The organism is Mesorhizobium sp. WSM3866 (genome assembly GCF_002294795.1).
Lineage (GTDB): Bacteria > Pseudomonadota > Alphaproteobacteria > Rhizobiales > Rhizobiaceae > Mesorhizobium.
This window is the reverse complement of record NZ_NSGC01000003.1, coordinates 163,123-188,203: the sequence shown is the minus strand read 5'-3', so window position 1 is coordinate 188,203 and position 25,081 is coordinate 163,123. Positions and strand designations below refer to the sequence as shown.

Annotated in this window: 20 protein-coding genes; 12 read left to right on the top strand and 8 right to left on the bottom strand. The window is 65.7% G+C overall.

Annotation, left to right across the window (positions count from 1 at the left end):
• The first annotated feature begins 6 nt into the window (after nt 1-6).
• Complete coding sequence (locus CK222_RS08955; RefSeq protein ID WP_095800100.1) at nt 7-693, top strand: glutathione S-transferase family protein; 687 nt, start codon at nt 7-9, stop codon at nt 691-693.
• Between the two features lie 382 nt (nt 694-1,075).
• Here the strand turns inward: CK222_RS08955 and CK222_RS32220 are convergent, their stop codons facing one another.
• Together CK222_RS32220 and CK222_RS08945 are read right to left on the bottom strand one after the other, a co-directional pair.
• A complete protein-coding gene (locus CK222_RS32220; protein WP_095800099.1) occupies nt 1,076-1,363 on the bottom strand; it encodes a hypothetical protein in 288 nt (95 codons plus the stop codon).
• 211 nt (nt 1,364-1,574) lie between these two features.
• Nucleotides 1,575-2,927 carry a hypothetical protein gene (locus CK222_RS08945; protein WP_095800098.1) on the bottom strand — a complete coding sequence of 451 codons (1,353 nt, stop codon included), beginning with the start codon at nt 2,925-2,927 and terminating at the stop codon, nt 1,575-1,577.
• Nucleotides 2,928-3,389: 462 nt separating this feature from the next.
• On the opposite strand from CK222_RS08945, the gene CK222_RS08940 reads away from it, so the two are divergent.
• Genes CK222_RS08940 through CK222_RS08930 form a run of 3 tightly spaced genes read left to right on the top strand, consistent with a single transcriptional unit; the run spans nt 3,390 to nt 11,214 of the window.
• Nucleotides 3,390-4,868 (top strand): efflux RND transporter periplasmic adaptor subunit, encoded by a 1,479-nt coding sequence (locus tag CK222_RS08940; protein WP_245432983.1) that lies wholly within the window; start codon nt 3,390-3,392, stop codon nt 4,866-4,868.
• Nucleotides 4,869-4,897: 29 nt separating this feature from the next.
• On the top strand, nt 4,898-7,999 hold the full coding sequence (locus CK222_RS08935) for a multidrug efflux RND transporter permease subunit (RefSeq protein WP_095800327.1): 3,102 nt from the start codon (nt 4,898-4,900) through the stop codon (nt 7,997-7,999).
• Nucleotides 7,996-11,214 (top strand): efflux RND transporter permease subunit, encoded by a 3,219-nt coding sequence (locus tag CK222_RS08930; protein WP_095800097.1) that lies wholly within the window; start codon nt 7,996-7,998, stop codon nt 11,212-11,214. The genes CK222_RS08935 and CK222_RS08930 overlap by 4 nt, the downstream gene beginning before the upstream one ends.
• A gap of 296 nt (nt 11,215-11,510) precedes the next feature.
• Here CK222_RS08930 and CK222_RS08925 read toward each other — a convergent pair whose 3' ends face one another.
• Nucleotides 11,511-11,801, bottom strand: coding sequence for a muconolactone Delta-isomerase family protein (locus CK222_RS08925; protein ID WP_095800096.1), 291 nt, complete (start codon nt 11,799-11,801; stop codon nt 11,511-11,513).
• 116 nt (nt 11,802-11,917) lie between these two features.
• Here CK222_RS08925 and CK222_RS08920 point away from each other — a divergent pair, with 116 nt between their 5' ends.
• A complete protein-coding gene (locus CK222_RS08920; protein ID WP_095800095.1) occupies nt 11,918-12,808 on the top strand; it encodes a LysR substrate-binding domain-containing protein in 891 nt (296 codons plus the stop codon).
• A gap of 70 nt (nt 12,809-12,878) precedes the next feature.
• Here the strand turns inward: CK222_RS08920 and CK222_RS08915 are convergent, their stop codons facing one another.
• Nucleotides 12,879-13,490 carry a TIGR00730 family Rossman fold protein gene (locus tag CK222_RS08915; protein WP_066997348.1) on the bottom strand — a complete coding sequence of 204 codons (612 nt, stop codon included), beginning with the start codon at nt 13,488-13,490 and terminating at the stop codon, nt 12,879-12,881.
• Nucleotides 13,491-13,606: 116 nt separating this feature from the next.
• Between CK222_RS08915 and CK222_RS08910 the strand changes: the two genes are divergently transcribed.
• From CK222_RS08910 to CK222_RS08895, 4 genes are all read left to right on the top strand, one after another.
• Complete coding sequence (locus CK222_RS08910) at nt 13,607-15,202, top strand: LysM peptidoglycan-binding domain-containing protein (protein WP_095800094.1); 1,596 nt, start codon at nt 13,607-13,609, stop codon at nt 15,200-15,202.
• Between the two features lie 131 nt (nt 15,203-15,333).
• The gene (locus tag CK222_RS08905; protein ID WP_095800093.1) at nt 15,334-15,681 is read left to right on the top strand and encodes a metalloregulator ArsR/SmtB family transcription factor; all 348 of its coding nucleotides are present in this window, start codon (nt 15,334-15,336) and stop codon (nt 15,679-15,681) included.
• 7 nt (nt 15,682-15,688) lie between these two features.
• Entirely contained in the window at nt 15,689-17,572 is a 1,884-nt protein-coding gene (locus tag CK222_RS08900; protein ID WP_095800092.1) for an ABC transporter ATP-binding protein/permease, read from the top strand.
• 133 nt (nt 17,573-17,705) lie between these two features.
• Complete coding sequence (locus tag CK222_RS08895) at nt 17,706-18,047, top strand: antibiotic biosynthesis monooxygenase (RefSeq protein WP_095800091.1); 342 nt, start codon at nt 17,706-17,708, stop codon at nt 18,045-18,047.
• Here the strand turns inward: CK222_RS08895 and CK222_RS08890 are convergent.
• A complete protein-coding gene (locus CK222_RS08890) occupies nt 18,026-18,184 on the bottom strand; it encodes a hypothetical protein (RefSeq protein ID WP_245432982.1) in 159 nt (52 codons plus the stop codon). The genes CK222_RS08895 and CK222_RS08890 overlap by 22 nt on opposite strands.
• Before the next feature lie 90 nt (nt 18,185-18,274).
• Between CK222_RS08890 and CK222_RS08885 the strand changes: the two genes are divergently transcribed.
• Nucleotides 18,275-19,072 carry a phosphatidylserine decarboxylase gene (locus CK222_RS08885; RefSeq protein ID WP_280951759.1) on the top strand — a complete coding sequence of 266 codons (798 nt, stop codon included), beginning with the start codon at nt 18,275-18,277 and terminating at the stop codon, nt 19,070-19,072.
• Between the two features lie 75 nt (nt 19,073-19,147).
• Nucleotides 19,148-19,891 (top strand): phosphatidylcholine/phosphatidylserine synthase, encoded by a 744-nt coding sequence (locus CK222_RS08880; RefSeq protein ID WP_245299656.1) that lies wholly within the window; start codon nt 19,148-19,150, stop codon nt 19,889-19,891.
• A 227-nt stretch (nt 19,892-20,118) separates the two neighbouring features.
• Here the strand turns inward: CK222_RS08880 and CK222_RS08875 are convergent, their stop codons facing one another.
• Entirely contained in the window at nt 20,119-22,341 is a 2,223-nt protein-coding gene (locus CK222_RS08875; RefSeq protein WP_067321220.1) for an AMP-binding protein, read from the bottom strand.
• Nucleotides 22,342-22,645: 304 nt separating this feature from the next.
• Entirely contained in the window at nt 22,646-23,053 is a 408-nt protein-coding gene (locus CK222_RS08870) for a 4-oxalocrotonate tautomerase family protein (RefSeq protein ID WP_067321223.1), read from the bottom strand.
• Nucleotides 23,054-23,165: 112 nt separating this feature from the next.
• On the opposite strand from CK222_RS08870, the gene CK222_RS08865 reads away from it, so the two are divergent.
• A complete protein-coding gene (locus CK222_RS08865) occupies nt 23,166-24,020 on the top strand; it encodes a LysR substrate-binding domain-containing protein (protein ID WP_095800089.1) in 855 nt (284 codons plus the stop codon).
• A gap of 148 nt (nt 24,021-24,168) precedes the next feature.
• Here the strand turns inward: CK222_RS08865 and CK222_RS08860 are convergent, their stop codons facing one another.
• Nucleotides 24,169-25,068 (bottom strand): DMT family transporter, encoded by a 900-nt coding sequence (locus CK222_RS08860; RefSeq protein ID WP_082954141.1) that lies wholly within the window; start codon nt 25,066-25,068, stop codon nt 24,169-24,171.
• Nucleotides 25,069-25,081: the final 13 nt, after the last annotated feature.

The following is a 25,081-nucleotide window of genomic DNA, read 5'->3' as shown; positions in this document are numbered from 1 at the left end:
CGGCAAATGTACCAGCTTTGTATCGGCAACAAGAACTATTCGTCCTGGTCGCTGCGGCCTTGGCTGCTGATGCGGACCCTCGACATTCGCTTCGAGGAGCGGCTGACGCCGTTCCCGACCGGTTCAAGTTTCAGCCTCTTCCGGTCATTCTCGCCGAATGGCCGCGTACCCTGCCTGGTCGACGATGGCTGGGCGGTGTGGGATTCGCTCTCGATCGTCGAATATCTGGCAGAGCGTCATCGAGGCGTCTGGCCGGCCGATGCGAAAGCGCGCGCATGGGCGCGCTCCGCCGCCGCCGAAATGCATTCGAGCTTTACCGCGCTGCGCAATGACTGCCCGATGAGCTGTGGCGTGCGCGTCAAGCTGGCATCGATGTCCGATGCGCTGAAGCACGATCTCTTCCGCCTGGGCGACTTGTGGAACGACGGCCTTGCGCGCTTCGGCGGACCGTTCCTAGCCGGAGACCACTTCACCGCGGTCGATGCTTTCTTCGCTCCGGTCGTTTTCCGGGCACAGTCCTATGGACTGGCATTCGAGGGCGCCGCCGCTGCTTATCCCAAGCGGTTGCTCGATCTGCCTGCCATGCGCGAATGGTATGCGGCCGGTCTCGCCGAGACATGGCGCGAGCCGGACCATGAGGCGGAAGTCCGCGCGGCCGGTACGGTCGTCGAGGATCTGCGCGCAAGCGCATAGGACGCTAAACCCGGCCCAGCCGCCGCACGACCATGTAGACGATCCCGGCGACGCCGAGCGCCGTGTCGACCAGCGGCAGCCCCCCGACATTTGACGCCGAACAGGCCGGAGATGATGGTCATCGGCAGCAGCACCGCGGTCATGACGGAAGGATGTAGAGCAGCTGGTTCGACCGCTCGGTCAGCTTCGCCATTGACTCGTCCTGCAGCTGCTCGCCGTCATGATGCAGCGGATGCGCGCGGCCTTGCCGCCATATCGCCGATCGCTTCCGTTAGGATAAGCCTCCACGTCTGAGCGAGCCGCTGCCGCTCAGACCAGATAAGATGGGCCGCCCATGAAAGGCAAAGCCCGCCCCTGGCAATCTGGGACGGGCTGGCCTTCGCTAGCAGCCTTCGGTGGTCTTTTTCATCTGGCCAGGCGCGGCCGTTTTCGCATCGGTATCCTGCTGTCCGGGAGCTGCCTGCTTCGCGCTGCCGGTCTGCTGGCCAGGCGCGCAGTCCTTTGCCGAATTGGTCGCGCCCGTGGTGGTCGAGTCGGTGTCCTGTGTGCTGGGTGTCGTTGTCGTGGTGGTCGTCGTCGTGGACGATCCGCTGGTGGTGCTGCTGGATTGCGCCATCGCAAGGCCGGCGGACATGGCCACAATGGCTGAAGCGAGAAGAAGCCGTTTCATTCATCATCTCCTGGAAGCGGCAATGTCCCTTCTGTTATGAAACAGCGAAAGGAAGCGGCGGTTCCCTTGGCTGTAGCCGGTGGTGACCAGGAAGGAGCCGGTGCTCTACCGGACGAGGCCGAGCGTGACCCGAGCGCCGGCAGGCGCCTGCGCGAAGGCAAGTCCAGCCCGCGGCTGGCGCCAGTGATAAAAACATCGAGACTGAACAGTCCTACTCCTGCTGTCCCGCCAACGCCGCCTGAACGGCCGCCATTCCGGGATCGCGACCCTTGAGCAGATCGTCGATCGACCATGGCGCGGCAATGTCGGGCTCCAGCGTCTTGAGCGCAACCGGCTTGCGGCCCTTGCCTTTGTCGATGGTGGCGACAAGCACGGGCGTCGTGCCCGTGGCGGAACTCGGTTGCGCCATGCCGACGAAACAATCGGCGTAGGCCTTGCAGCCGTTTTGAAGGTCATAGCGCTGCGTCGCGGACTGCAGCACGACGCCCGAATGCGGCAGCGTCACCTGCTGCTGATCGGCGAAGAACATCATGCGGTCGCCGGGCGCTTCGCCGACCAGTGTGACCCTGTCCCCGCCAGCCTGCTTGAGATAGGCGACGTCGACAATTCCCGCCGAAAAGGTAATCGGGCTTTCCAGCACGAACAGCCGTCCCGGTGGGCTGACGCGGGACGGCCAGGAACTGAGCGCATCGCGGGTCAGCATCAAGTTGCCGCCGGTGTTGAAGCGCATGTCGAGGACGAGGTTCTTGCGGCCGAGGCGGACCCGGGCGGCTTCGACCTCAGCCAGGAAATCGGCGATCTTCCCGGTCTTGCCGTCGACGTTGCGCCTGATCTCGGCGACGACGCCATCGAGTTCGGGCGCATCGCGCCAGCGGAACGGCTGTTCCTGATCCTGCAGCGGCCAGGGCGCGCGGCCCTTGGGAAAAATCTTCACCCAGTCGCGGCGCTGCGGCTCCGGGTTGAGCTTGCGGTCGATGATGCGGCCGTCGGGCGTCTGGAAACGAAAGGTCGCGTCACCGGCGGCATTGGCGAGCCCGAGCGCATGGAGCAGGTCGGGCCGGACGATCGCGTCGGTCGCCTCGATGTCGCGCCATGCCGCCACGCCGCCATGCAGGCTGCGCAGCGCCGAGGAGACTTCAGCAGCCGGATGGCCGTCGATGCCGGCGAGTCGGCTGCCCAGCAGATCGCCGTTTTGCGGACTGGCCGCTATGACGTAGAAGGCGCCGCCGATCGGCAGCAAAGACATCGCCACACCATTGGCGCGCGGCAGCTTGCAGGTCGTGTGACCATTGTCGGCCAGCGCCGCGATCTGGCAGAGATGAACGGTGAACATCGCCGCATCGATCGAGCCCGCAGCTGCGTCCAGGGCCTGCAGGCGAAGTTCCGCTTCCGCGCGGGCGGCTTGCGAGTAGGATCGGTCGACCTCGAGAAAGTCATGGCGGAAGACTTTCAGATCCTCGACCTGTGCGTCATGCGAGGTGACCCCGTCCGGACTTTGCGCGGTCGCGTGGCCGAGCGCCAACAGGCTGAGCAGGGGCAAGGCGAGCAGCCGGGCAAAGGTCATGGCTTCCCTCTCGATCGCGATCCGGCCCGCTGCCGATAAAGCTGAGGAATAGGGCAGCTTCGCACGTCGCTGCGTTCACATCTTTGCGAGCGGGCTGGAGTGGGGTCCCGCTCGGAGGCTGCGGTTTTGCGCCGGGACGGGAACGACGTCCGACCGTCGAAAGGCGGTCCGCCGCGCGGGCCGGGTTCACCCCGTTAAAGCCTTGTCATCATTGGCCGGCGCGGCGCGGCCGGTCACTCTCACGCGATGGGGGCACGGTCCCCGAACAGTTCGCCCGGGCGCGCATTTTTGAGTGTGGTCTTCAACCTAACCCATTCAATTCTTACGGGAATTTAATGTCGGGCGCAATTGCATGGCCAGGTTCCAGCGTTATGTTCCCGGCCGGATTGCGTCTTGGGCCAGTGACGCTGGCCAAGGACGTGGTCGACCTGGCCGCTTGCGGTTCGATGGATAGGTGACAAAGTGGACGACGAAGTCGCCAGCCGGCTACAGCCGCTCCGTGAGCCGATGGCAGACATCAAGCCGGTGGTCGTGCGTCGCCGGCGCCGCGGCTGGATGGTCGCGCTGCTGCTGGTGGCGGCTGGAGCGGGCGTCGCCTTCTGGCTCCATCCAGCACCGGTGCACCAGCAAGGCGCGCGCGGCGGCCAACGATTCCGGGGCGGCGATCTCGGCGCGCAGCCGGTCGCAGTCGCCTCGGTGACGCAGGCCGACATCCCGATCACGCTGGAGGCGCTGGGCACGGTCACCTCACTGTCGACGGTGACGGTGCGCCCGCAGGTCAGCGGGCAGATCACCGCGATCGCCTTCACCGAAGGGGAGATGGTGAAGAAGGGCGATTTTCTTGCCCAGGTCGACGACCGCACTCTCCAAGCCTCGCTGCATCAGCTGCAGGGCCAATTGAAGCACGACCAGGCGCTGCTGAGCGATGCCAGGCTCGACCTCGACCGCGATCTGAAGCTGACCTCCAACGCCATCACGCAGCAGGCGGTCGACCTGCAGCGCGCGACCGTGCAATCCGACGAGGGCACGGTCATGTCCGACCAGGCGCAGATCGAGGCCGTCGAGGTCAATATCGCCAACAGCCATATCGTTGCACCTGCCGACGGCCGCATCGGCCTCAGGCTGGTCGATCAGGGCAATTACGTCACGCCTTCCGACAGCACCGGCATTGCGGTGATCACCGAGATGCAGCCGATTTCGGTGCTGTTCTCGCTGCCCGAAGACACCCTCGCCGAAGTGCTGGAACAGACGCATGGTAATGCCGGGCTCAAGGCCACCTTGTTCGACCGCAACGACACCAAGCAGATCGCCGAAGGCACGCTGCAGACGATCGACAACCAGATCGATCCGACCACCGGCACCGTGAAGCTGCGCGCCGTGTTTGCTAACGCCGACGGCGGGCTTTATCCCAACCAGTTCGTCAACGTGCATCTCCTGGTGCGCACGCTGACCGGCGTGACGGTGCTGCCCAACGCCGCCATCCAGCACGGCGCTCCAGGCACTTTCGTCTATCAGCTCAACGACGACAGCACTGTCTCGGTGAAGACCGTTTCCCTTGGCCCCGGCGACGCCTCGGTCACGCAATTGCTGTCGGGCCTTCCGCCGGGCGCCAAGGTGGTCGTCGATGGCGTCGACCGGCTGAAGGACGGCGCCAAGGTGACCGTGCCTGACAACAGCGCCGCGCCGACCGCCGGCGCTGGATCTCCCGCGCAGCCGCAAGCGGAGGGTAGGGGCAGCGGGGCCGCCGCGACCAGCAATACGTCTGCCGTCAACCCCGGCAACGCGCCCGCGATCTCGAGCAGCCAGCGCCAAGGTTCGGCAGGCGACGGCGCGGACGCATCGGGCGATGCCGGCCGCAAGCACCACCGCCACCATCGTCGCGACGGCAACGGCAATAGCGGCAGCAGCGGAAATGGTGGCGACAGCGGCGAAGCCCAATGAGCACGCCAAGCGGTCTCGTCTCCGGTTGGCTGAACCCGTCGCGGCCTTTCATCCTGCGGCCGGTGGCCACCACGCTGATCATGGCGACCATCCTGATGGTCGGCATGATCGCCTATCTCTTCCTGCCGCTCTCGGCCTTGCCTGAGGTCGACTACCCGACGATCCAGGTGCAGACCTTCTATCCCGGCACCAGCCCGGAGGTGATGACGACTTCGGTCACCGCGCCCCTGGAGCGCCAGTTCGGCCAGATGCCGGGGCTGGAGCAGATGTCGTCGGGGAGTTCGGCCGGCGCCTCCGTCATCACGCTGCGCTTCAGCCTCGACCTCAGCCTGGACATTGCCGAGCAGGAGGTCCAGGCGGCGATCAACGCAGCCGGCAACCTTCTGCCCGCCGACCTGCCGGCGCCGCCGATCTACGCCAAGGTGAATCCGGCCGACGCGCCGATCCTGACGCTGGCGATCACCTCGAAGACGCTGCCCCTGACCGAAGTCGAGAACTATGGCGAGACGCGGCTGGCGCAAAAGATCTCGCAGCTTCCGGGCGTCGGGCTGGTCAGCATCTCCGGCGGCGAGCGGCCGGCCGTGCGCATCCGCGTAAAGCTCAAGGCGCTGGCCGCCATGGGGCTCAACATCGACGATCTGCGCACCACCATCGGCACGCTCAACGTCAACACGCCGAAAGGCAGCTTCGACGGGCCGGCGCGTTCCTACACCATCAACGCCAACGACCAGATCAGCGACCCCAAGACCTATGCGGATATGGTCGTCGCTTACCGCAACGGGGCGCCGGTCAGGCTGGGCGAGGTCGCCGATATCATAGAGGGGCCGGAGAACTCGAAGCTGGGCGCTTGGGAAAACCGCTCGCCGGCGATCCTGCTCAACATCCAGCGCCAGCCCGGAGCCAATGTCATCCGCGTCGTCGACTCGGTGAAGGCGCTGCTGCCACAGCTTCGCGCCGGCTTGCCGGCGGCGGTCAGCGTCGAGCCGCTGACCGACCGCACGACCACCATCCGTGCCTCAGTCCATGACGTCGAGTTCGAGCTGGCGACGGCGGCGCTTCTGGTCGTGCTCGTCACCTTCGTGTTCCTGCGCAACATTCCGGCGACGATCATTCCGAGCCTGTCGGTGCCGCTGTCGCTGATCGGCACGTTCGCGGTCATGTATCTTTGGGGCTTCAGCCTCGACAATCTGTCGCTGATGGCGCTGACCATCGCCTCCGGCTTCGTCATCGACGACGCCATCGTCATGATCGAAAACATCTCGCGCTTCATCGAGCATGGCGACGATCCGGTCACCGCCGCGCTCGAAGGCTCGGCCCAGATCGGCTTCACCATCATCTCGCTCACCGTCTCGCTAATCGCGGTGCTGATCCCGCTTCTGTTCATGGGCGACGTCGTCGGCCGCCTGTTCCACGAATTCGCCATCACGCTTGCGATCGCCATCGTCATTTCGGCCATCGTCTCGTTGACGCTGGTGCCGATGATGTGCGCCAGGCTGCTCAAGCCGCCGTCCGAACGCAGGCAGGGCGCGCTGGCGCGCGGCGCCGAGGCCGCCTTCGATGCCGTGGCCAACGGCTATGCCGCCGCCTTGCGCTGGGTGCTCGACCGTCAGGCGCTGACGCTGCTGGTCGCCGCAGCCACGCTTGCGCTCACCGTCTATCTCTATGTTGTCATCCCGAAAGGCTTCTTCCCGGTTCAGGACACCGGCGCGATTTCGGCCGTCACCGAGGCCGCGGGCTCGGCGTCCTACGCCGACATGGCAGCGCACCAGCAGGCGCTCGCCGATGTCATCTTGAAGGATCCGGATGTCGCGAGCCTGTCGTCCTTCATCGGCGTCGACGGCCAGAACATGACCGCCAACAGCGGCCACATGCTGATCAATCTCAAGCCGCGCGACGAGCGCGCGGCCGATGCCAGCGCGATCATCCGGCGGCTGGCTCGGGAGACCGACGTCGTGACCGGCATCGCGCTGCACATGCAGCCGGTGCAGGACCTGAGCGTGGACTCCACCTCCAGCGCGTCGCAGTACCAATACGTTCTGCAGGATTCGGATCCGGCCGAGCTGGCGACCTGGACATCAAAGCTCACCGATAGGCTGGCGGCACTTCCCGAACTCGCCGACGTGGCCAGCGACAGCCAGCAGAGCGGGCTTGCGGTCGACATCACCATCGACCGAGCGACGGCGGCACGCTTCGGGATTACGCCAGCGACCGTCGACAACGCGCTCTACGATGCCTTCGGCCAGCGCATCATCTCGACCATCTTCACCCAGTCGAACGAATACCGCGTCATCCTTGAAGCCGATCCTTCGGTCGGACAGACGCCGGCTTCGCTGGGCTCGATCTACCTGCCGTCCTCCGGTTCCGGCCAGGTGCCGCTATCGGCGATCGCCAGCATCACTGTCCGGCAGGCGCCGCTGCTGGTGAACCACCTCGCCCAGTTCCCGGCCACGACCATATCCTTCAATCTCGCGCCCGGCATCTCGCTCGGCGACGCCACCGCGGCGATCAGCAAGGCGGAACATGACATGCAGCCGCCCGCCGGCCTGGTCACCGGCTTCCAAGGCGCCGCGCTTGCCTTGCAAAGCTCGCTCTCCAACGAGCTGCTGCTGGTGCTTGCGGCAGTCGCCACCGTCTATGTCGTGCTTGGCGTGCTCTATGAGAGCTTCATCCACCCGCTGACGATCCTCTCGACGCTGCCCTCGGCAACCGTGGGCGCGCTGGTGGCGCTGATGCTCGCCGGCCACGATCTCGACGTGATCGGCATCATCGGCATCGTGCTCTTGGTCGGCATCGTCAAGAAGAACGCCATCATGATGATCGACTTCGCCCTGCAGGCCGAACGCCTGCAGGGGCTGGACCCGCGCGAGGCGATTTACGAAGCCTGCTTGCTGCGGTTGCGGCCGATCCTGATGACGACGATGGCCGCGCTGTTCGGGGCGCTTCCGCTCCTGCTCGGCGGCCTTGCCGGCTCGGAATTGCACCAGCCGCTCGGCATCACTATCGTTGGCGGGCTGATCGTCAGCCAGGTGCTGACGCTCTTCACCACGCCGGTGATCTACCTTGCCTTCGATAGACTGACGCGGTCGGGGGCACGTGAAGCGAGAGCGCCGGCCGGCGGGCTCACGCCGTGAATCTCTCCGCGCCCTTCATCGCCAGGCCGGTCGCCACGACGCTGCTGGCCATCGGATTGGCGGCGGCGGGCCTGATCGCATACGTCAATCTTCCCGTCGCGCCGCTGCCCAAGGTGGATTTCCCGACCATCTCGGTGCAGGCCTCGATGCCAGGCGCCAGCCCCGACACGATGTCGACCGATGTCGCGGCGCCGCTCGAACGCCATCTCGGCCAGATCGCCGGGGTTTCCGAGATGACGTCGCGCTCCGGCACCGGCTCGACCAATGTTGTGCTGCAATTCGACCTCGATCGCGACATCAACGGCGCCGCGCGCGACGTTCAAGCCGCCATCAACGCCGCGCGCGCCGACCTCCCGTCCGATCTGCGCAGCAACCCGACCTACCGCAAATACAATCCCGCCGACGCGCCGGTGATGATCCTGGCGCTGACCTCGCGCACACTCACACCCGGTCAGCTCTACGATGCCGCCGCGACCGTGCTGCAGCAGCGCCTGTCCCAGGTCGAGGGTGTCGGCAATGTCGACCTCGGCGGCTCGTCGCTGCCCGCCGTTCGGGTGGAGCTCAATCCGGGGGCGCTGTTCCATTACGGCATCGGCCTGGAGGATGTGCGCGCCGCACTTGCCTCGGCCAATGCGCGCAGTCCGAAGGGTTTCGAGGAAGACGGGGCGCTCCGCTACCAGCTCTACACCAACGACCAGGCGAGCCATGCCGCCGACTATCGCGACCTGGTGATCGCCTGGCGCAACAGTGCGGCGGTGCGCCTCGCCGACATCGCAGATGTCGAGGACTCGGTTGAGGACGTGCGCAATCTCGGCCTCGCCAATGGCGTGCCGGCCGTGCTTTTGGTGCTCTATCGCGAGCCCAACGCCAACATCATCGACACGGTCGACCGCGTGCGCGCGCTGATCCCGACGCTGCAGGCTTCGGTGCCGGCGGATGCGCGCCTCAGCATCGCGTCCGACAGCAGCCTCACCATCCGCGGCTCGCTGCGCGACACCGAGCTGACGCTGGTGCTGGCGGTGCTGCTGGTCGTCTTCGTGGTGTTCTTCTTTTTGCGCGACTGGCGCGCGGCGCTGATCCCGAGCGTGGCGCTGGTCGTCTCGATCCTCGGCACCTTCGGAGCGATGTACCTGCTCGGCTACACGCTCGACAATCTGTCCTTGATGGCGCTCACCATCGCCACCGGCTTCGTCGTCGATGACGCCATCGTGGTGCTGGAAAACATCATGCGCCACATCGAGGACGGCATGCCGCGCGGCCGGGCGGCGCTGGTCGGCGCTCAAGAGGTCGGCTTCACCGTGCTGTCGATGAGCGCTTCTCTCGTCGCCGTGTTCCTGCCGATTCTGTTGATGGGCGGCATACTCGGCCGCCTGTTCCAGGAATTCGCCATGACCTTGTCGCTGGCGATCGCCATTTCGCTGGTGCTGTCGCTGACGGTGACCCCGATGATGTGCGCGCATTTTTTGCGCGCGGGTGCAGTCCGATCGGAGCGCCGTTCCATCCTCGCACGCTTCGGCGAAAGCGTCTTCGAGCGCGTCCGCGCCGGCTACGGCCGCTCGCTCGCCTGGTCGCTCGACAATGCCGAGGCGATGCTCATCATCCTGATCGCGGCCGTCGCGCTCAACGTCTACCTCTATACGATCGTGCCGAAGGGCTTCTTCCCGCAGCAGGACACCGGCGAGCTGATCGGCGGCCTGCGCGCCGACCAGGCCATTTCCTTCCAATTGATGCGGCAGAAATTCGAGCGGCTGGAGACGATCCTGAAGAGCGACCCGGCGGTGGCGAACGTCGTCGGCTATATCGGCGGCCGCCAGACCAACTCCGGCTTCGTCTATGTCAACCTGAAGCCGAAGGGCGATCGTGCGCCGCTGCAAGCGGTGCTGGGGCGGCTGCGCGCGCAGCTCAGGCAATTGCCCGGCGCGCAGCTCTTCCTCAACCCGCGCCAGGAGATCAGGGTCGGCGGCCGCCAAAGCCTCGCCACCTATCAATACACGCTGCAGGCCGATACGACCGCTGACCTCGACGAATGGGCGCCGAAACTCGTCGAATTGCTGAAACAGGCGCCGGAGCTAACCGACGTCAATTCGGACCGCGACGAGGCCGGGCTCGAAACCAACATCACCGTCGACCGCGAGAGCGCGGCCCGGCTCGGCCTGACGCCGGCGAGCATCGACAACACGCTTTACGACGCCTTCGGCCAGCGCCAGGTGTCGACCATCTTCAACGCCCGCAACCAATATCACGTGGTGATGGAAGTCGCGCCGCGCTATCTGCAGGATCCGAGCGCGCTCAATGGCATCTATGTCAGCACCTCGGGCGCGGCGGCGAGCGGCACGCAGAAGACCAACGCGCTGGCCGGCAGCCTGTCGGGCTCGCTGCAGAATCAGGCGACCAATGCGATCGCCGTCACCGGCCACGGCAGCGCCTCGAGCGGCGCCGCCGTCAGCACCTCGGCCGAGACCATGGTGCCGCTCGCCGCCTTCAGCACCTACGGTCCGGCGACCACGCCGCTTTCGGTCAACCACCAGGGCCACTTCGTCGCCACGACGATCTCGTTCAACCTTGCCGATGGCGCCACGCTCGGCGACGCCTCGGCGGCAATCGACCGCGCCATGGCGGAGCTGAAAATGCCGGTGTCGATCCACGGCTCGCTTGCCGGTACGGCGCTCGCCTTCCGCTCCAACCTGCTCAACGAGCTCCTGCTGATCGCTGCCGCGCTCGCCACGATCTATGTCGTGCTCGGCGTGCTCTACGAAAGCTACGTGCACCCGATCACCATCCTGTCGACGCTGCCTTCGGCCGGCATCGGCGCGCTGCTCGCGCTCATCGTCACCGGCATGGAATTCGACGTGATCTCGCTGATCGGCATCATCCTGTTGATCGGCATCGTCAAGAAGAACGCCATCATGATGATCGACATGGCCTTGCAGGCCGAGCGCCAGGAAGGGCTTGCGCCGCGAGAAGCCATCCACAAGGCGAGCCTCCAGCGCTTCCGGCCGATCATGATGACGACCTTTGCGGCTTTGCTCGGCGCATTGCCGTTGGCGCTCGAGACCGGCACTGGGGCGGAGCTGCGCCAGCCGCTCGGCATCGCGATCGTCGGCGGCCTCATCGTCTCGCAGCTTCTCACGCTCTACACCACGCCGGTCGTCTATCTCTATCTCGACCGGCTCAGCGCCCGCAGACCGATGCTGCGAGTGGCGCCGGCGGAGTGATCGGGCACCGCGACCTTGGACTGTTCGACCGCGCGAAGCGAAACAGTTCGGCCCGGCGCGCCTTCATCTCCCTCAACGCTACCCGAGGCGGTTGATCGTGAGATCTGGGCCATCGCTTGGTGAACTGCAAGATGCTTCATCATCGGATGCGCCCTCGAAGGGCGCGACCAGTTCCTGCTCACCCGGCAATTGCCCAAGCGCTATACAGGGGCGTCGCGGGCGGGCCTTTTGCGTCGCTTCCTTGGTCGCTCATAGGTGCTGCCGGGTGAGCGGCAGCACCTCTCTTCATCCCGGTCTCAACGCTTCGGGCCGAAGCCGGGATAGGGATTGAGCGGCACGATCGCCGCGATGTTCATCATTCCGGCCTCGACCAGCGGCAGGGTGGCGAGATGGCCGCGCACCTCCTTGTCGTCGGCAGCCTCGAACATCATGCCGCTGCCGGGGATGTCACCGCGGTTCCAGACCTGGCGCACGGCGCCTTGCGCATAGAGCGTGCGCCGCTGCTCGGCTTCGCCCGGAAGCAGCGACGCGAAATCGCTATCGCTGAACTTTTCGGTGTTGCGGGTGAGAAGGGCAAAGAACTGCATGGCGGTCTCCTTTGTGGCCGGTTGATGCGGCAGATATCGCGCCGGCTGGTCAGACTGTCCAAGACTGATTATGATAAAGTTCAGACCTTGAAGGACTTAAATCATAGAGACGCAGAATGCTCGACCTGCGGCAGATCCGCTATTTCATCGCCGTCGCCGAGGCCGGCAATGTCGGCCGCGCCGCCGAGCAGTTGCATATCTCGCAGTCCCCCTTGAGCCGGCAGATCATGCACCTCGAGGAGCAACTCGGCGTCACGCTTTTCGAGCGATCGAAGCAGCGCGTCCGTCTCAACGCCGAGGGCAGGGCTTTCCTTGCCGAGGCGCGCGCTCTGCTCGTCAATGCCGCGCGGCTGGAGGAGCTCGGCCGCAAGCTTGCAAGCGGCGCGACCGGCAGCCTCGCCATCGGCTACGTCGAGGGGGCGGTGCATGCCGGGCTGATCGCCGCGATGCTCAGGGAATTCCGCCGCGAGCGGCCGGATTTTCATCTGCAACTGAGAAGCCGCCGCACGGCCGCGCAGTTCGAGGATCTGCGCCAGCGCGTGCTCGACCTCGGATTCGTCTACGCGCCGGCGCCGCAAGGCGATCCGGATATCGAGAGCATGCTGGTGCGGCGCGAACCGCTGGTGCTGGCGATCCCCGAAGGCGATCCGCTTGTCGATGCGAGCGACATCAGGCCCCGCCATCTTGACCCCCGCGTCTGGATCACCGTCGTGCGCCAACCCGATGACACCAACCGCGCGCAGTTCCTGGCGGCCTGCATGGAGGCCGGTTTCGTGCCCGACATCGCCTACGAGACGGCCGATCCCTTGACCTCGCTCGGCCTGGTCAGCGCCGGGCTGGGCCTAGCGACGGTACAGGAAAGCCTGCAAAGCGCTGCGCCGGCCGGCATCGTCTTTCGCGACCTGCCATGGTTCAAGCGCAGCGTTGAAATCCATCTCGCCTGGCGGCGCAATGACCGGAGGGCGGTGATTGAGGATTTGAGGAGGACGGTGAGCGGTGAATGGTGAATAGCGAATGGTTGCTATCTGGCGGTGGACAGATTTCGGCTCACGCGATCCGCACTATTCACCATTCACCTTACATTTTGTCGATCACCGCCTGCACACCTTCCGTCGGCGCGTCGACCGACGAGCCCGCCACCATGATGGCGGCGACGATGGCCTCGGGGTCGTTGACCACCAGCGGCTTCACCCTATGTGCGGTGTGGATGAAGCCTTCGCCCGACATGTGCTCGATGAGCGCCAGCATCGGGTCCCAGAAGGCCTTGATGTTGGCGAACACGATCGGCTTGCGGTGATGGCCGAGTTGCGCCCAGGTCATGATCTCGACGATCTCCTCGACCGTGCCGATGCCGCCCGGCAGCGCCACGAAGGCGTCGGATTTCTCGAACATCCTGTGCTTGCGCTCGTGCATGTTGTCGGTGATCACCAGCTCGTCGAGCTTGTCGAGAGCGGTCTCGGTCGCCTCCTTGTTGATCAGGAAGCGCGGGATGATGCCGGTCACCTTGCCGCCGGCCTTGAGTGCCCCGTCTGCGACGGCGCCCATGATTCCCTTGGTGCCGCCGCCATAGATCAGGCGCAGGCCGGACTTCGCCAGCGAGCGGCCGAGCAGGTGACCGGCCTTGACATAGGCCTCGTCGCGGCCCGGAGACGAACCGCAATAGACGCAGACGGATCGAATCGTGTTCATGTCATGATTGGTGATAGGGACGGTTGGCGCGGTCAAGCCCAAGGACGGGCTTTTTCTTGTGAGCTTGGTGAAAACACGCTAGACCGGCGTTAGGTGGCTAAGGGGCAGAAAAGATTATGGCTGTCAATTCTTCCAAGGCGTTTTTGTTCGCGGCGGGCGGCGTTGCCGTCGTCGCGGCGGTCGCCTACGGGTCGGGCGCGCTCGACCCATACATCAACAAGCAGAATCCGCCGCAGGTCGCGTCGCTGCCGCAGGCAGGCACGAAGCCGGCCGAATCCTCAAGCACCTCCACCGAGGCGCGCGTACCGCAGGCGCAAGCCCCGGCCAATACAATGGCGCCGGCCAACAACACGATGGCGCCGGCCAACAAGATGGCGCCCGCCAACAATGCAACGGCGCCTGCCAACAACGCGACGGCCCCGGCGGAATCCGCCCCGGCCGCTCAGGCGCCGGCCGCCGCAGGACCCACGCTGCCAACCTTCGATGTCGTGCGCGTCGAAGGCAATGGCTCGATTGTCGTCGCCGGCAGCGCGGCGCCCAATGCCAAGGTCGAGGTCCTGAACGGCGGCACGGTGCTCGGCTCGACCGATGCCGGTCCCGATGGTGCCTTCGCCATCGTGCTCGACGATCCGCTGAAGCCGGGCGACTACACGATCACGCTGCGCTCGACCGCTGGCGGCGTCGCCGTCGCCTCGGCGCAGACCGCCGTCGTCTCGGTGCCGCAGAGCCCGACCGGCCAGGTGCTGGCGATGGTCGAGGAGCCCGGCAAGCCGTCCGAATTGCTGACTATTCCGCAGCCCGCGGCCAAGCCGGCGGCAACTGCCGCCACCGGTCAGGCAGCCGCCCCGGACGCGCAGGCCCCTGCCGCAACCGCGCCGGCGGCGTCTGCCCCGGCGGGGGCGCCGGCTGCAACGGCACCGGCAGCTACGGATCAGGCTTCGGCTCCCGCGACCCAGAACGCCGCCGCAGACGAACCGAAGATCGCCGTCGAGGCCGTTGAGATCGACGGCGGCAAGATCTTCGTCGCGGGCAGGGCCGATCCCGGCCGCAAGGTGCGCGCCTATGCCGACGATGTCCTGCTTGGCGAGGCGAAAACTTCGCCTGACGGCCATTTCCTGATCGAGGCGGCGCGCGACATTCCGGTCGGCAACCACACCATTCATGTCGACGGCCTTGCCGACGATGGCGTCAAGGTCGTCGCCCGTGCCGCTGTCCCGTTCGAACGCGAGCCCGGCGAGTCGATTGCCGCCGTCGCGCCCAACCAGGCCAAGCCCGCCGACAGCAAGCTCGCCCAGGGTGCGGGGTCCCAGCCCGCGGAGGCAAAGTCCGGGGCGGCCAATCCCGCCGAGACCACGGCGCCGGCCACCGCTACCGCCGAAGCGAGCAACCCCGCCGCGACGGCGGACACGGCGGCCGAGGTCGCCGAAGCGAATCCTGCGGCCGACGTGCCGGAAACAATGGCACCAAAGCTCGAACACGCCGATGGCGCCGTCATCATCCGCCGCAACGATACGCTCTGGCGCATCTCGCGGCGCGTCTATGGCCATGGCGTGCGCTACTCGACCATCTATCTCGCCAACCAGGATCAGATCCGCAATCCCGACCGCATCTGGCCCGGTCAGGTCTTCAAGGTCCCCGGCAAGTCGAAGGAAGGCGAGCCGGCCGACATGAAGGCCATGGGTGACCAGATGACGGCGCCAAAGACGGAGTAAGAGCGCAATCCCCTGTCGTGGGGTGCCCGGCAGGGCAGAGGGGCGCTGCCCCGCCGGCGTTCGACATTCCCACCTGCTGCCCATCCGCCTGGCTTGCACTCCCATCCTCCATCGTTTATCGGCGATGAACGATGACCGAATCCCTATCCGACAACCGCGCCCTCAATAGCCGAGCCCTTGACAGCCGCGGCATCGCCACGCGGTTCGCGGCACTGTCGCATCCGGCACGCATCGAGATCCTGAAGCATCTCTCGGCTAGTAGCTGCTGCTCCTGCCGCGAGGTGGTCGATCATCTCGATCTCGCCCAGTCGACCGTTTCGCAGCATCTGAAGATCCTGGTCGAAGCAGGGCTCGTCCGCTTCGAGGCGGATCGCCAGCGTTCACGCTACGCGGTGGACCGCGCTACGCTCGCCGAGGTCTCGGCGTCGCTCGCGGCCCTGATCGATTCCTGCTGCGGCGAAAGCATGAAAGAAAGCTAAGAACAAAATGGCCGACAAGACCGTCTCCGCCGAAACCGGCACCCTCACCACACTGCGCAATCTGTGGCCCTATATGTGGCCGGCCGACCGTGCCGACCTGAGAGCCCGCGTCACCTGGGCGACGCTGCTTCTCGTCGTCGCCAAGGTCACCCTGGTCGCCGGCCCCTATTTCTTCAAATGGGCAACCGATGCGCTAGCCCACGCCTCGAAGACGCCGCCGCCGCTGCCCGCCTTCATGCTCGCGCCGGTGATGCTGGTCATTGCCTATAATGTGCTGAGGCTGGTCCAGCTCGGCTTCAACCAGCTGCGCGACGCGCTGTTTGCCCGCGTCGGCCAATATGCGGTGCGCCAGCTTGCCTTCCGCACCTTCGTCCACATGCACCAGCTGTCGCTGCGCTTCCATCTTGAGCGCCGCACCGGCGGTCTGTCGCGCATCATCGAGCGCGGCACCAAGGGCATCGAGACGATCGTGCGCTTCGTCATGCTGAACACGGCGCCTACCATTCTCGAATTCGCGCTGACGGCCGGCATTTTCGCCTACACCTATGGCTGGAAATACGTCGCCGTGGTCGCGGTCACCGTGTGGATCTATGTCTGGTTCACGGTCAAGGCTAGCGACTGGCGCATCTCGATCCGCCGCGACATGAACGACAGCGACACCGACGCCAATACCAAGGCGATCGACTCGCTCTTGAATTTCGAGACGGTCAAATATTTCACCAATGAGCGCATGGAAGCCGAGCGCTTCGACCGCTCGATGGCGCGTTATGAAACCGCCGCCACCAAGACCTGGACCTCGCTCGGCTGGCTTAACTTCGGCCAGGGTCTCATCTTCGGCCTCGGCACGGTCGTCGTCATGTGCATGTCGGCGCTGGAGGTGCAGGCCGGCACGCAGTCGGTCGGCGATTTCGTCTTCATCAACGCCATGCTGATGCAGCTGTCGGTGCCGCTCAACTTCATCGGCTTCATCTATCGCGAAATCCGCCAGGGCTTGACCGATATCGAGCACATGTTCGACCTGCTCGACGTGCCTCAGGAGATCGTCGACAAGCCGGACGCCAGGCCGTTGAAGGTGAGTGCCGGCAAGGTCGAGTTCCGCGACGTGCACTTCTCCTATGATTCAAACCGCAAGATCCTGAAGGGCGTCTCCTTCGAGGTGCCGGCCGGCAAGACGGTCGCCATCGTCGGCCCCTCCGGCGCAGGCAAGTCGACCATCTCCAGGCTTCTGTTCCGCTTCTATGACGTGCAGCGCGGCCAGGTGCTGATCGACGGCCAGGACATCCGCGACGTCACGCAGGAGAGCCTGCGCGCGGTGCTCGGCATGGTGCCGCAGGACACGGTGCTCTTCAACGACACCATCGCCTACAACATCCGCTATGGCCGCATCGGCGCCAGCGAGGAGGAGGTGCGCAAGGCCGCCGAGCTCGCCCAGATCGGGCCGTTCATCGAAAAACTCCCCGACGGCTACCGCTCGATGGTCGGCGAGCGCGGCCTGAAACTGTCGGGCGGCGAGAAGCAGCGGGTCGCGATCGCCCGCACGATCCTGAAGGCCCCGCCGATCCTGATGCTGGACGAGGCGACCTCGGCGCTGGACACCCAGACCGAGCAGGAGATCCAGGCGGCGCTGGACCTCGTCAGCAAGGGCCGCACCACCCTTGTGATTGCCCACCGGCTGTCGACGGTGATCTCGGCCGACGAGATCATCGTGCTGAAGGACGGCCAGATCGCCGAGCGCGGCACCCACGCCGCACTCTTGCGCCAGCAGGGCCTCTACGCCTCGATGTGGGACCGCCAGCGCGAAGCCACCGAAGCCGAGGAGCGCCTGCGCATTGCGCGTGAAAGCGACGAGTTCGGCGTGATCGTACGGAGAAGGACGTCGGAGGTGAGCTAGCGCCTCTTCCTTCTCCCACAAGGGGAGAAGGAGAAGTCGGCGCAAAATCCCCTTGACCTCAACCTAGCTTGAGCTTGCAAACCGGCTCCGAACACCTGCGAAGCAAGCCTTCCAAGAACGGAGACCGATCGAAATGAGTAATAAAGATCAACGCGCTGGCAGCGTGTTCCGGGTCGACAAATTCGTCGTGCCGGCGGAAGCGCGCGACGAGATCCTCGGCAAGGTCAGGATGACGCACGAATTGCTGCGCCAGCAGGACGGCTTCGTGCAGGACTTCCTGCTCGAGCAGTTCTCCGGCCCCGGCGAATTCAACATCGTCACCATGGTCGAATGGGAAAGCCAGGCCGCGGTCGACAACGTCGTGCCGATCGTCAAGGCCGCGCACGAGAGCATCGCCTTCAGCCCTCAGGCAACGATCGCCCGCCTCGGGGTCAAAGCGGATATCGCGCACTATCAGCGCGTGCCGGAGGCGTAAGACGGCCAGCCCGCGCCGGGTGCAGGCGCGACGACGCCCAGTACCTGGCCGGTGCGGGCGTCGCCGACCATGTTCTCGAAGCCGCGCCATTCGGCGGCGGTGATGTACAGCGTCCTGCCGTCGGCACCGCCCAACATGCAGGCAAAGCAGCCCCGATCGACCTCGACCTTGTCGATTTCGCACCGCCCTCGCGCACCCTGACACAGGCCGGCGCTAAAATCACGGCTATGAGTCCCTCGCTATTCGCCTCTCCCATTGTTGCGTTGCGGGGAGGGGGGCTTTCGGCTATTGAGGCCGGACCTGAAACAGGGACCGCCCCAAGCCCTATGACTCTTCTCGATACGATCAAGAATACGTTCGTTCCGATCCATCGCGAGGGCTATCCCTTTATCGCCGCCTTCGGCGCGGCAACGCTGTTCCTCGGCTATTTCTCCTCGATCCTGTTCTGGCTCGGGCTGATCCTCACCGGCTGGTGCATCTATTTTTACCGTGACCCAGAGCGCGTCACGCCGGTCGACGACCGGCTGGTGGTCAGCCCGGCCGACGGCGTGGTTTCGGCGGTCGGGCCTGCCGTGCCGCCGCGCGAGCTTGGTCTGGGTACGGCCGAAATGACCCGTATCTCGGTGTTCATGAATGTCTTTTCCTGCCATATCAACCGCGCGCCGGTGCGCGGCAGGATCACGCGCATCGAGCATCGTCCCGGCAAATTCCTCAATGCCGAGCTCGACAAGGCAAGCTCGGAGAACGAGCGCAACGGGCTGGTCATCGACAGTCCCAACGGCACCGTTGCCGCCGTGCAGATCGCCGGCCTTGTGGCGCGCCGCATCGTCTGCTGGGCCGAGCAGGGCGGCTCGATCGGCATCGGCGAGCGTTTTGGCCTGATCCGCTTCGGCTCCCGCGTCGACGTCTTCCTGCCGTCGAACGCCGTGCCGCGCGTCGCCGTCGGCCAGACGGCGGTGGGCGGCGAAACGGTGCTTGCCGAGTTCGGCGGCGCGGCGGTCGCTCCGCTGGTCAGGATTTCCTGAGCGGTGGGCGCGCCTTTCAAGAAGTTCGAGGCACACGCCAGCGGCGGCCCTCGCATCCGCGAAATACCGATGCGCATGGTGCTGCCCAATCTGGTGACCGTTCTTGCGATCTGCGCCGGCCTGTCCGGCATCCGCTTCGCCTTCGAGGACCGCTTCGAGCCGGCCGTGGTCATGGTGCTGCTCGCAGCCTTCCTCGACGGCATCGACGGCCGCTTGGCGCGCATGCTGAAGGCGACCTCGAAGTTCGGCGCGCAGATGGATTCGCTGGCCGATATCGTCAATTTCGGCGTCGCGCCGGCGCTGGTGCTCTATGCCTTCCTGCTCGACCGCGCCGGCTCGCCGGGCTGGATCGCGGCACTCCTGTTCACCATTGCCTGCGGCATGCGGCTCGCCCGCTTCAATGTGCTGGCCGACGACACCGACCAGCCGGCCTGGCAGACCGAGTATTTCGTCGGCGTCCCGGCGCCGGCGGGCGCGGTGCTGGTCATGCTGCCTTGCTATCTCTACTTCCTGCGGCTCGGCCTGGAACCGACCCGGGGGGCGGCCTTCGTTGCCTCTGGCTTCACCGTGCTCGTCGCCTTCCTCTTGGTCAGTCGCCTGCCGGTCTATTCGGGCAAGAGCGTCAAGGTGCCGGGAGACAGGGTGCTTCCGGTCATCCTCGGCGTGGTGCTCTACATCCTGCTGTTGATGGCCTATCCCTGGTACACGCTGACCGCCTCGGTCGCCGGCTACCTCGTCTTTCTGCCGTTTTCGGTGCGCGCCTATTCGAAGCGAGCCATGCGCGAAGGCGAGAAGGTGCCGCCTTCGGATATCGGCTGAACCCGCTCGAGAGGCGCGACTTCGAGCCGCCGAGTTCCTTCGCGCCTCCCTCTGTCCTGGCGAACATCTCCCCACTTGGGGGAGAAATTGGCAGCTTCGTTCAAGCCGCGTATCCTGCAACGATGCTGATTGGCGAAAGCCGAGAGGGCATCTGATCTCCCCCCGTGTGGGGGAGATGTCCGGCAGGACAGAGGGGGGCGCTGTCCCGCCAGCGCTTGCGATACGGCCTAAGCCGCTACCCCCAATCCCAGCCGGTCGATCGCCAGCTTCCGCGCCGACACGTAATCCGTCTTGCCGGAACCCAGCACCGGGATTTCTTCCACCTTGATGATGTCATTGGGCACCATCAACTCGGCCGCGCCGGCCTTCTTGCCGAACTGGCGCAGCTCTTCGGCATTGGCATCGTCGGCCGTGGTGACCAGCACGATGCGCTCGCCGCGCCTTTTGTCGGGCACCGCCACCGCGGCATGGCGCTGTTCCGGCCACAGTGACTGCACCAGCATCTCGACCGCACCCAGCGACACCATCTCGCCGGCGATCTTGGCAAAGCGTTTTGCCCGCCCGCGGATGGTGATGAAGCCGTCGCGGTCGACCGAGACGATGTCGCCGGTGTCGTGCCAGCCCTCGAGCGGCTGCAACTCGCCGGGGCGGTCGGCGGTCATGTAGCCCATCATCATGTTCGGCCCGTCGAGCCACAGCCGGCCGCCCTCGCTGATGCCCTCGACCGGCTCAAGCTTCATGCGGATCGCCGGCAGCAGCCGGCCGACCGTGCCGTCGCGATTGTGGATGGCGGTGTTCACCGCCACCACTGGCGCCGCCTCGGTCAGCCCAAAACCTTCGATGATCGATGCCTGGAAACGGTCGCGGTAGGTGCGCCTTGTCTCGGGCTTTACCGCTTCAGCGCCGGCAACAACGAAACGCAGGCTGGAGAAATCGCCGTCCTTGGCAGTGCGGGCATAGTTGGCGAGGAAAGTGTCGGTGCCGAACATGACGGTCGGCTTCACCTTGCGCGCGATCTCCGGAATGATCTTGTAGTGCAGCGGCGAGGGATAGAGGAACAGTTTCACGCCGGTTACCAGCGGCAGGATAGTGCCGCCGGTCAGCCCGAACGAATGGAAGACGGGCAGCACGTTGAGCAGGATATCGGCCGGCGAGATCGTGATGCGCGCCTCGGCCTGCATGGCGTTGGCGAGAAGGTTGCGGTGCGACAGCACCACCGCCTTCGGCGTTCCTTCCGAGCCCGAGGTGAACAGGATCACCGCTGGTTTCGACGCCTGCTGCCGCTGCAGCGGAAAACGCCAGAAAAGCGCCGCCGCGACCTTGTCGAGCAAGGTCACGCTCTCGCGCACATCCTCCAGCCATAGCATCTTGGCGCCGCCCGCCTCGACGGCGGTGACGATGTCGTCGATGGCGGCCTTCTCGATGAACGCGCGAGAAGAGACCACTGTGCGAATGACCGCCGTGCGGATCGCGGCGGTGACGCTCGCCGGGCCGGCGGTGTAGTTGATCATCGCCGCGATGCGGGCCGCCGAGATAAGCCCGACAAAGGAGAGCACAATGCCATTGGCATTGGGCAGGAGCAGGCCGACCGCTTCGCCGGGCGCCGTCACCGCCTCGAAGCGGCGGCCGAGCACGCGCGCGCCGATGAACATCTTGCGATAGCTGAGCGCGCCCGAAATCACGTCCTCGATGATCGGATGCGAGGCACCGACGCGATCCGCCGCGTCGCGCATGGCCAGGAACAGGCCGCGGTCGAGATTGCTGCCGTAGAGCCGCGCCTCGGCAAACCGGTCGAACAGGGCGTTGGTGTTCGACGCCATGTCGGGGTTGCGAGCCACCAGCTCGGCCACGGTCATCGGTTCCAGCACGCTGAGCGACAGGCGCGGGAACCAGTGACGCGGCGCCTTGTCGGCCGGCGTCAGCGACATCGGCAGGTCGCGCGCACCGGCGACGAAGATCGGCACGATGCGGGCGTCGGCCTGCATGGCGATGCGGGTGATGGCGCGGAACAGCCGGAACGACTTGACGTCCGGCTCGACGTCGTCGGGCAGATAGACCGCAAGCCGGCCCTTGCCCTTCAGCACGCGCACCAGCCGCCGGCTGACGAAGAGATGTTCGGCATTGAAGGCGATGGTGCGGGCAAGCTCGCGCCACGGCTCCAGCCAGGGCGAGCGGGCCGAGGCCTCGTCCAGAATGTGCAGCGTGTCGTCAGGCAAGAGCGACAGCATCAGCGCCGGCTCGATGCGCGATTGGTGCGAAACGACATAGATCACCGGCGTGCGGGCATTGCGGGCAATGCGGATGCGGTCGTCGGCAATACGGTAGGCGAGCTTGAACGGCACGTAGAGCAACGCCTGGGTAAAGCGCAGATCGAGCCGGAACCTTTCGATCACGCCAATCAGCAGCCAGGCAAAGACAAGACCGGCAAGCAGCGCCAATGTCAGGATCATGCCGCTCTCTCCCAACGTCCTCCACGGTGCGGCTCTTGCGCGGCCGCTTCGGTGGCAGAAGGTAGCGGAAGTGGGGGCAAGGTCAATGTGGGGCTGGTAGGGCGCTCCCTTCTCCCCTTGCGGGAGAAGGTGGCCGAGCGAAGCCCGGACGGATGAGGGTATTGGACGGATCGCTTCGCTGGATATGTAAGTGCCTGAAAGCAATCGATTCTTCCAGGCCGTGCTTCTTCCAAAACCTCTCATCCGTCTCGACGCTGCGCGCCGACCCACCGTCTCGCACAGGGGAGCGGGGAAAGGCGTGCCGCTACGCCACCTTCAGTCTCCCGCTGATGAAGCGGAACTCCTGGCTCTTGCCGCCAAAGCCGTAGGCCGCCGCCGGAACCTCATGCACCAGCGCGTAGCTTTCCTCATGGACGCCGCCGAGCAGGCGGCCGAAGGCGTCGAAAATCGCCTTGAGATACGCTTCGAGCTCGAGCTTGGTGTTGGTGCCGTCCACCACCTTGATGTCGAGCCAGAAGGTGCTCGTGCCATGCTCGGCCAGCGACTTGCCGCCGGCGAACCAGTGCTGCGGATCGACGTAGCTGATCGCAACCGCGGTGATGGTCGGGTCCTTGCGCAGTTGCGTGGCCGTAATCTCGGTGATCTCCTTCGCGATCGCGGCGGAACCCTTTGCGTCGGGCTCGCCGGTGACGCTGACATTGATGATCGGCATTTTTCTCTCCTTCGCTCTGACGGCTTCGCGCCGCCGATGAAGGGACCATGCCACTAGCCATGCGTCAAAAAAATCGAATTGTTTTTGACAATTACTTCGATATTATCGAATTATGGAAACTCTCGATCCCGACCTGCTCAAAACCTTCCTGGCCTTCGTCGATGGCGGCTCCTTGGCCAGGGCGGCGTCTGCTGTTGGCCGCTCCCCATCCGCCGTCACGGCGCAGATGCAGCGGCTGGAGGAGGTCGTCGGCGAGCCGCTGCTTGCGCCCCAGGGACGTGGGCGCGGGCTGACGCCTGCCGGCGAGGACCTTGTCGGCCATGCCAGGCGCATCCTTGCCGTCCACACCGAGGCCTGGCTGGCGCTGAAAGGCGCGCGCGTCGGCGGTCGCATCGCCATCGGAACCACGCAGGACTTTGCCGATCATGGCCTGCCGGAGCTGTTGCGCGCCTTCGCCGCCAGCCATCCGCGCGTCAGGATCGAGCTGCGCGTCGGCCGCTCCCTGGAGCTCGGGTCCGCGCTGCAGGCGGGCCAGCTCGATCTCGCGATCACCATGCGCCATGCGCCATCCCCGGATGAAGCGTTCCTGATCAGCGAGCCGATGCTGTGGCTCTGCTCGGAAAAAGGGCTGGCGACGCGGCAGGACGTGGTGCCGGTGGCGCTGCTCGATCCATATTGCGGCTTCAGGGAGGCTGCGCTCAATGCACTCGACGCCGCCGGCCGCCGCTACCGCATCGCTGCCGGCAGCTCCAGCCTTGCCGGCCTGCGCAGCGCGGTCAATGCCGGCATCGCGCTGACGCCGCGCACCCGGCGTCTTGCCCATTCCGGTATCGTGGAAGCGTCCCCCGATCTCGACCTGCCGCCGCTGCCAATGGCCGGCTTCGCCATCCGGCTCGGCCGCGAGGCGGCTCGTCCGCCGCGGGATCTCGCGGAGCTTCTGGGCAACGGCCTGGCGCTGCCGCCCTGAACGGCAAGGAACGCCCAAAGAAAAAGCCGACCTTTTTGCGGGTCGGCTTCTAGTCGGACGGGTCGAGGGGTTTGGGGGGACTTGGGGGGTGACCCGTCGATCTAACAATGCCTGAGTCGGGTGATGGTTCCGTGACCGCGAAAAAAATTTACGAACGCGTCGATTTGGCTCTCGACCAGTCGCGTGCGGCGTGCGCGAAAACCGCGCAAAGCACGATCGCGCCGCCGACGATGCTGGCCAGCGGTGGGAATTCGCCGAGGAACAGCAAGGCGAACAGGATGGCGAACGGCACTTCGGCCGAGCCGAGCAGGCCGGATTCGGCGGCGGGGATAAGCCGCGAACCTTCGGTCCACAGGATCGAGGCCAGCGCGAAGGAGCAGCCGAAGGTGGCAAGCAGCACCATATCGCGGGTCGAAACGGCAACCGGGTCGGTGACGAACCAGCCGAGGACGAAGAGCAGGAAGGCCGACACCGCGCCGGCCCAGACGACGGGCGAGTCGCGAAAGGCGCGCACCATGATCATGTAGAGCGCGCTGCCGGTGGTCATCAAAAGCGCCAGCCCGTCGCCGAACAGGTGGCCGCTGCCAAAGCCGCCGCCCACCATGACGGCGACGCCGCATAGCGACACGGCCGCCGCCAGCATCGTCTGCAGCCGGAATTTTTCCCGCACCAGCAGCAAGGCAAGCAGTGCGGCTATGAAGGGTGAGGTGGCGTAGATCACCGCGACATTGGCGACATAGGTGTATTTGAACGCCGCGATGAAGGCGATGCTGGCGGCAGCCCCCTCGACCGCAAGCAGCCAGCCGCGCCAGCCGAGCCTGAGGCTCTCGCGCCCGCCCGAGCGGCGGCGGCGCCACAGCACGTAAAGAGCAATCAGGATCGAGCCGAAGAAGCCGCGCCAGCAGGTGATGGTCAGCGGATCGGCATGGATCGACTTGGTCAGCACGCCGGTGAGCGCGAAGGCGACGGCCGAGGCCGAGACTAGCACCACGCCCAGCATGCGCTCGGCTGTGGCGTCGGCGGTGCCCTTGGCAAGCTTTTCAGGCATGTCGACCGTATCC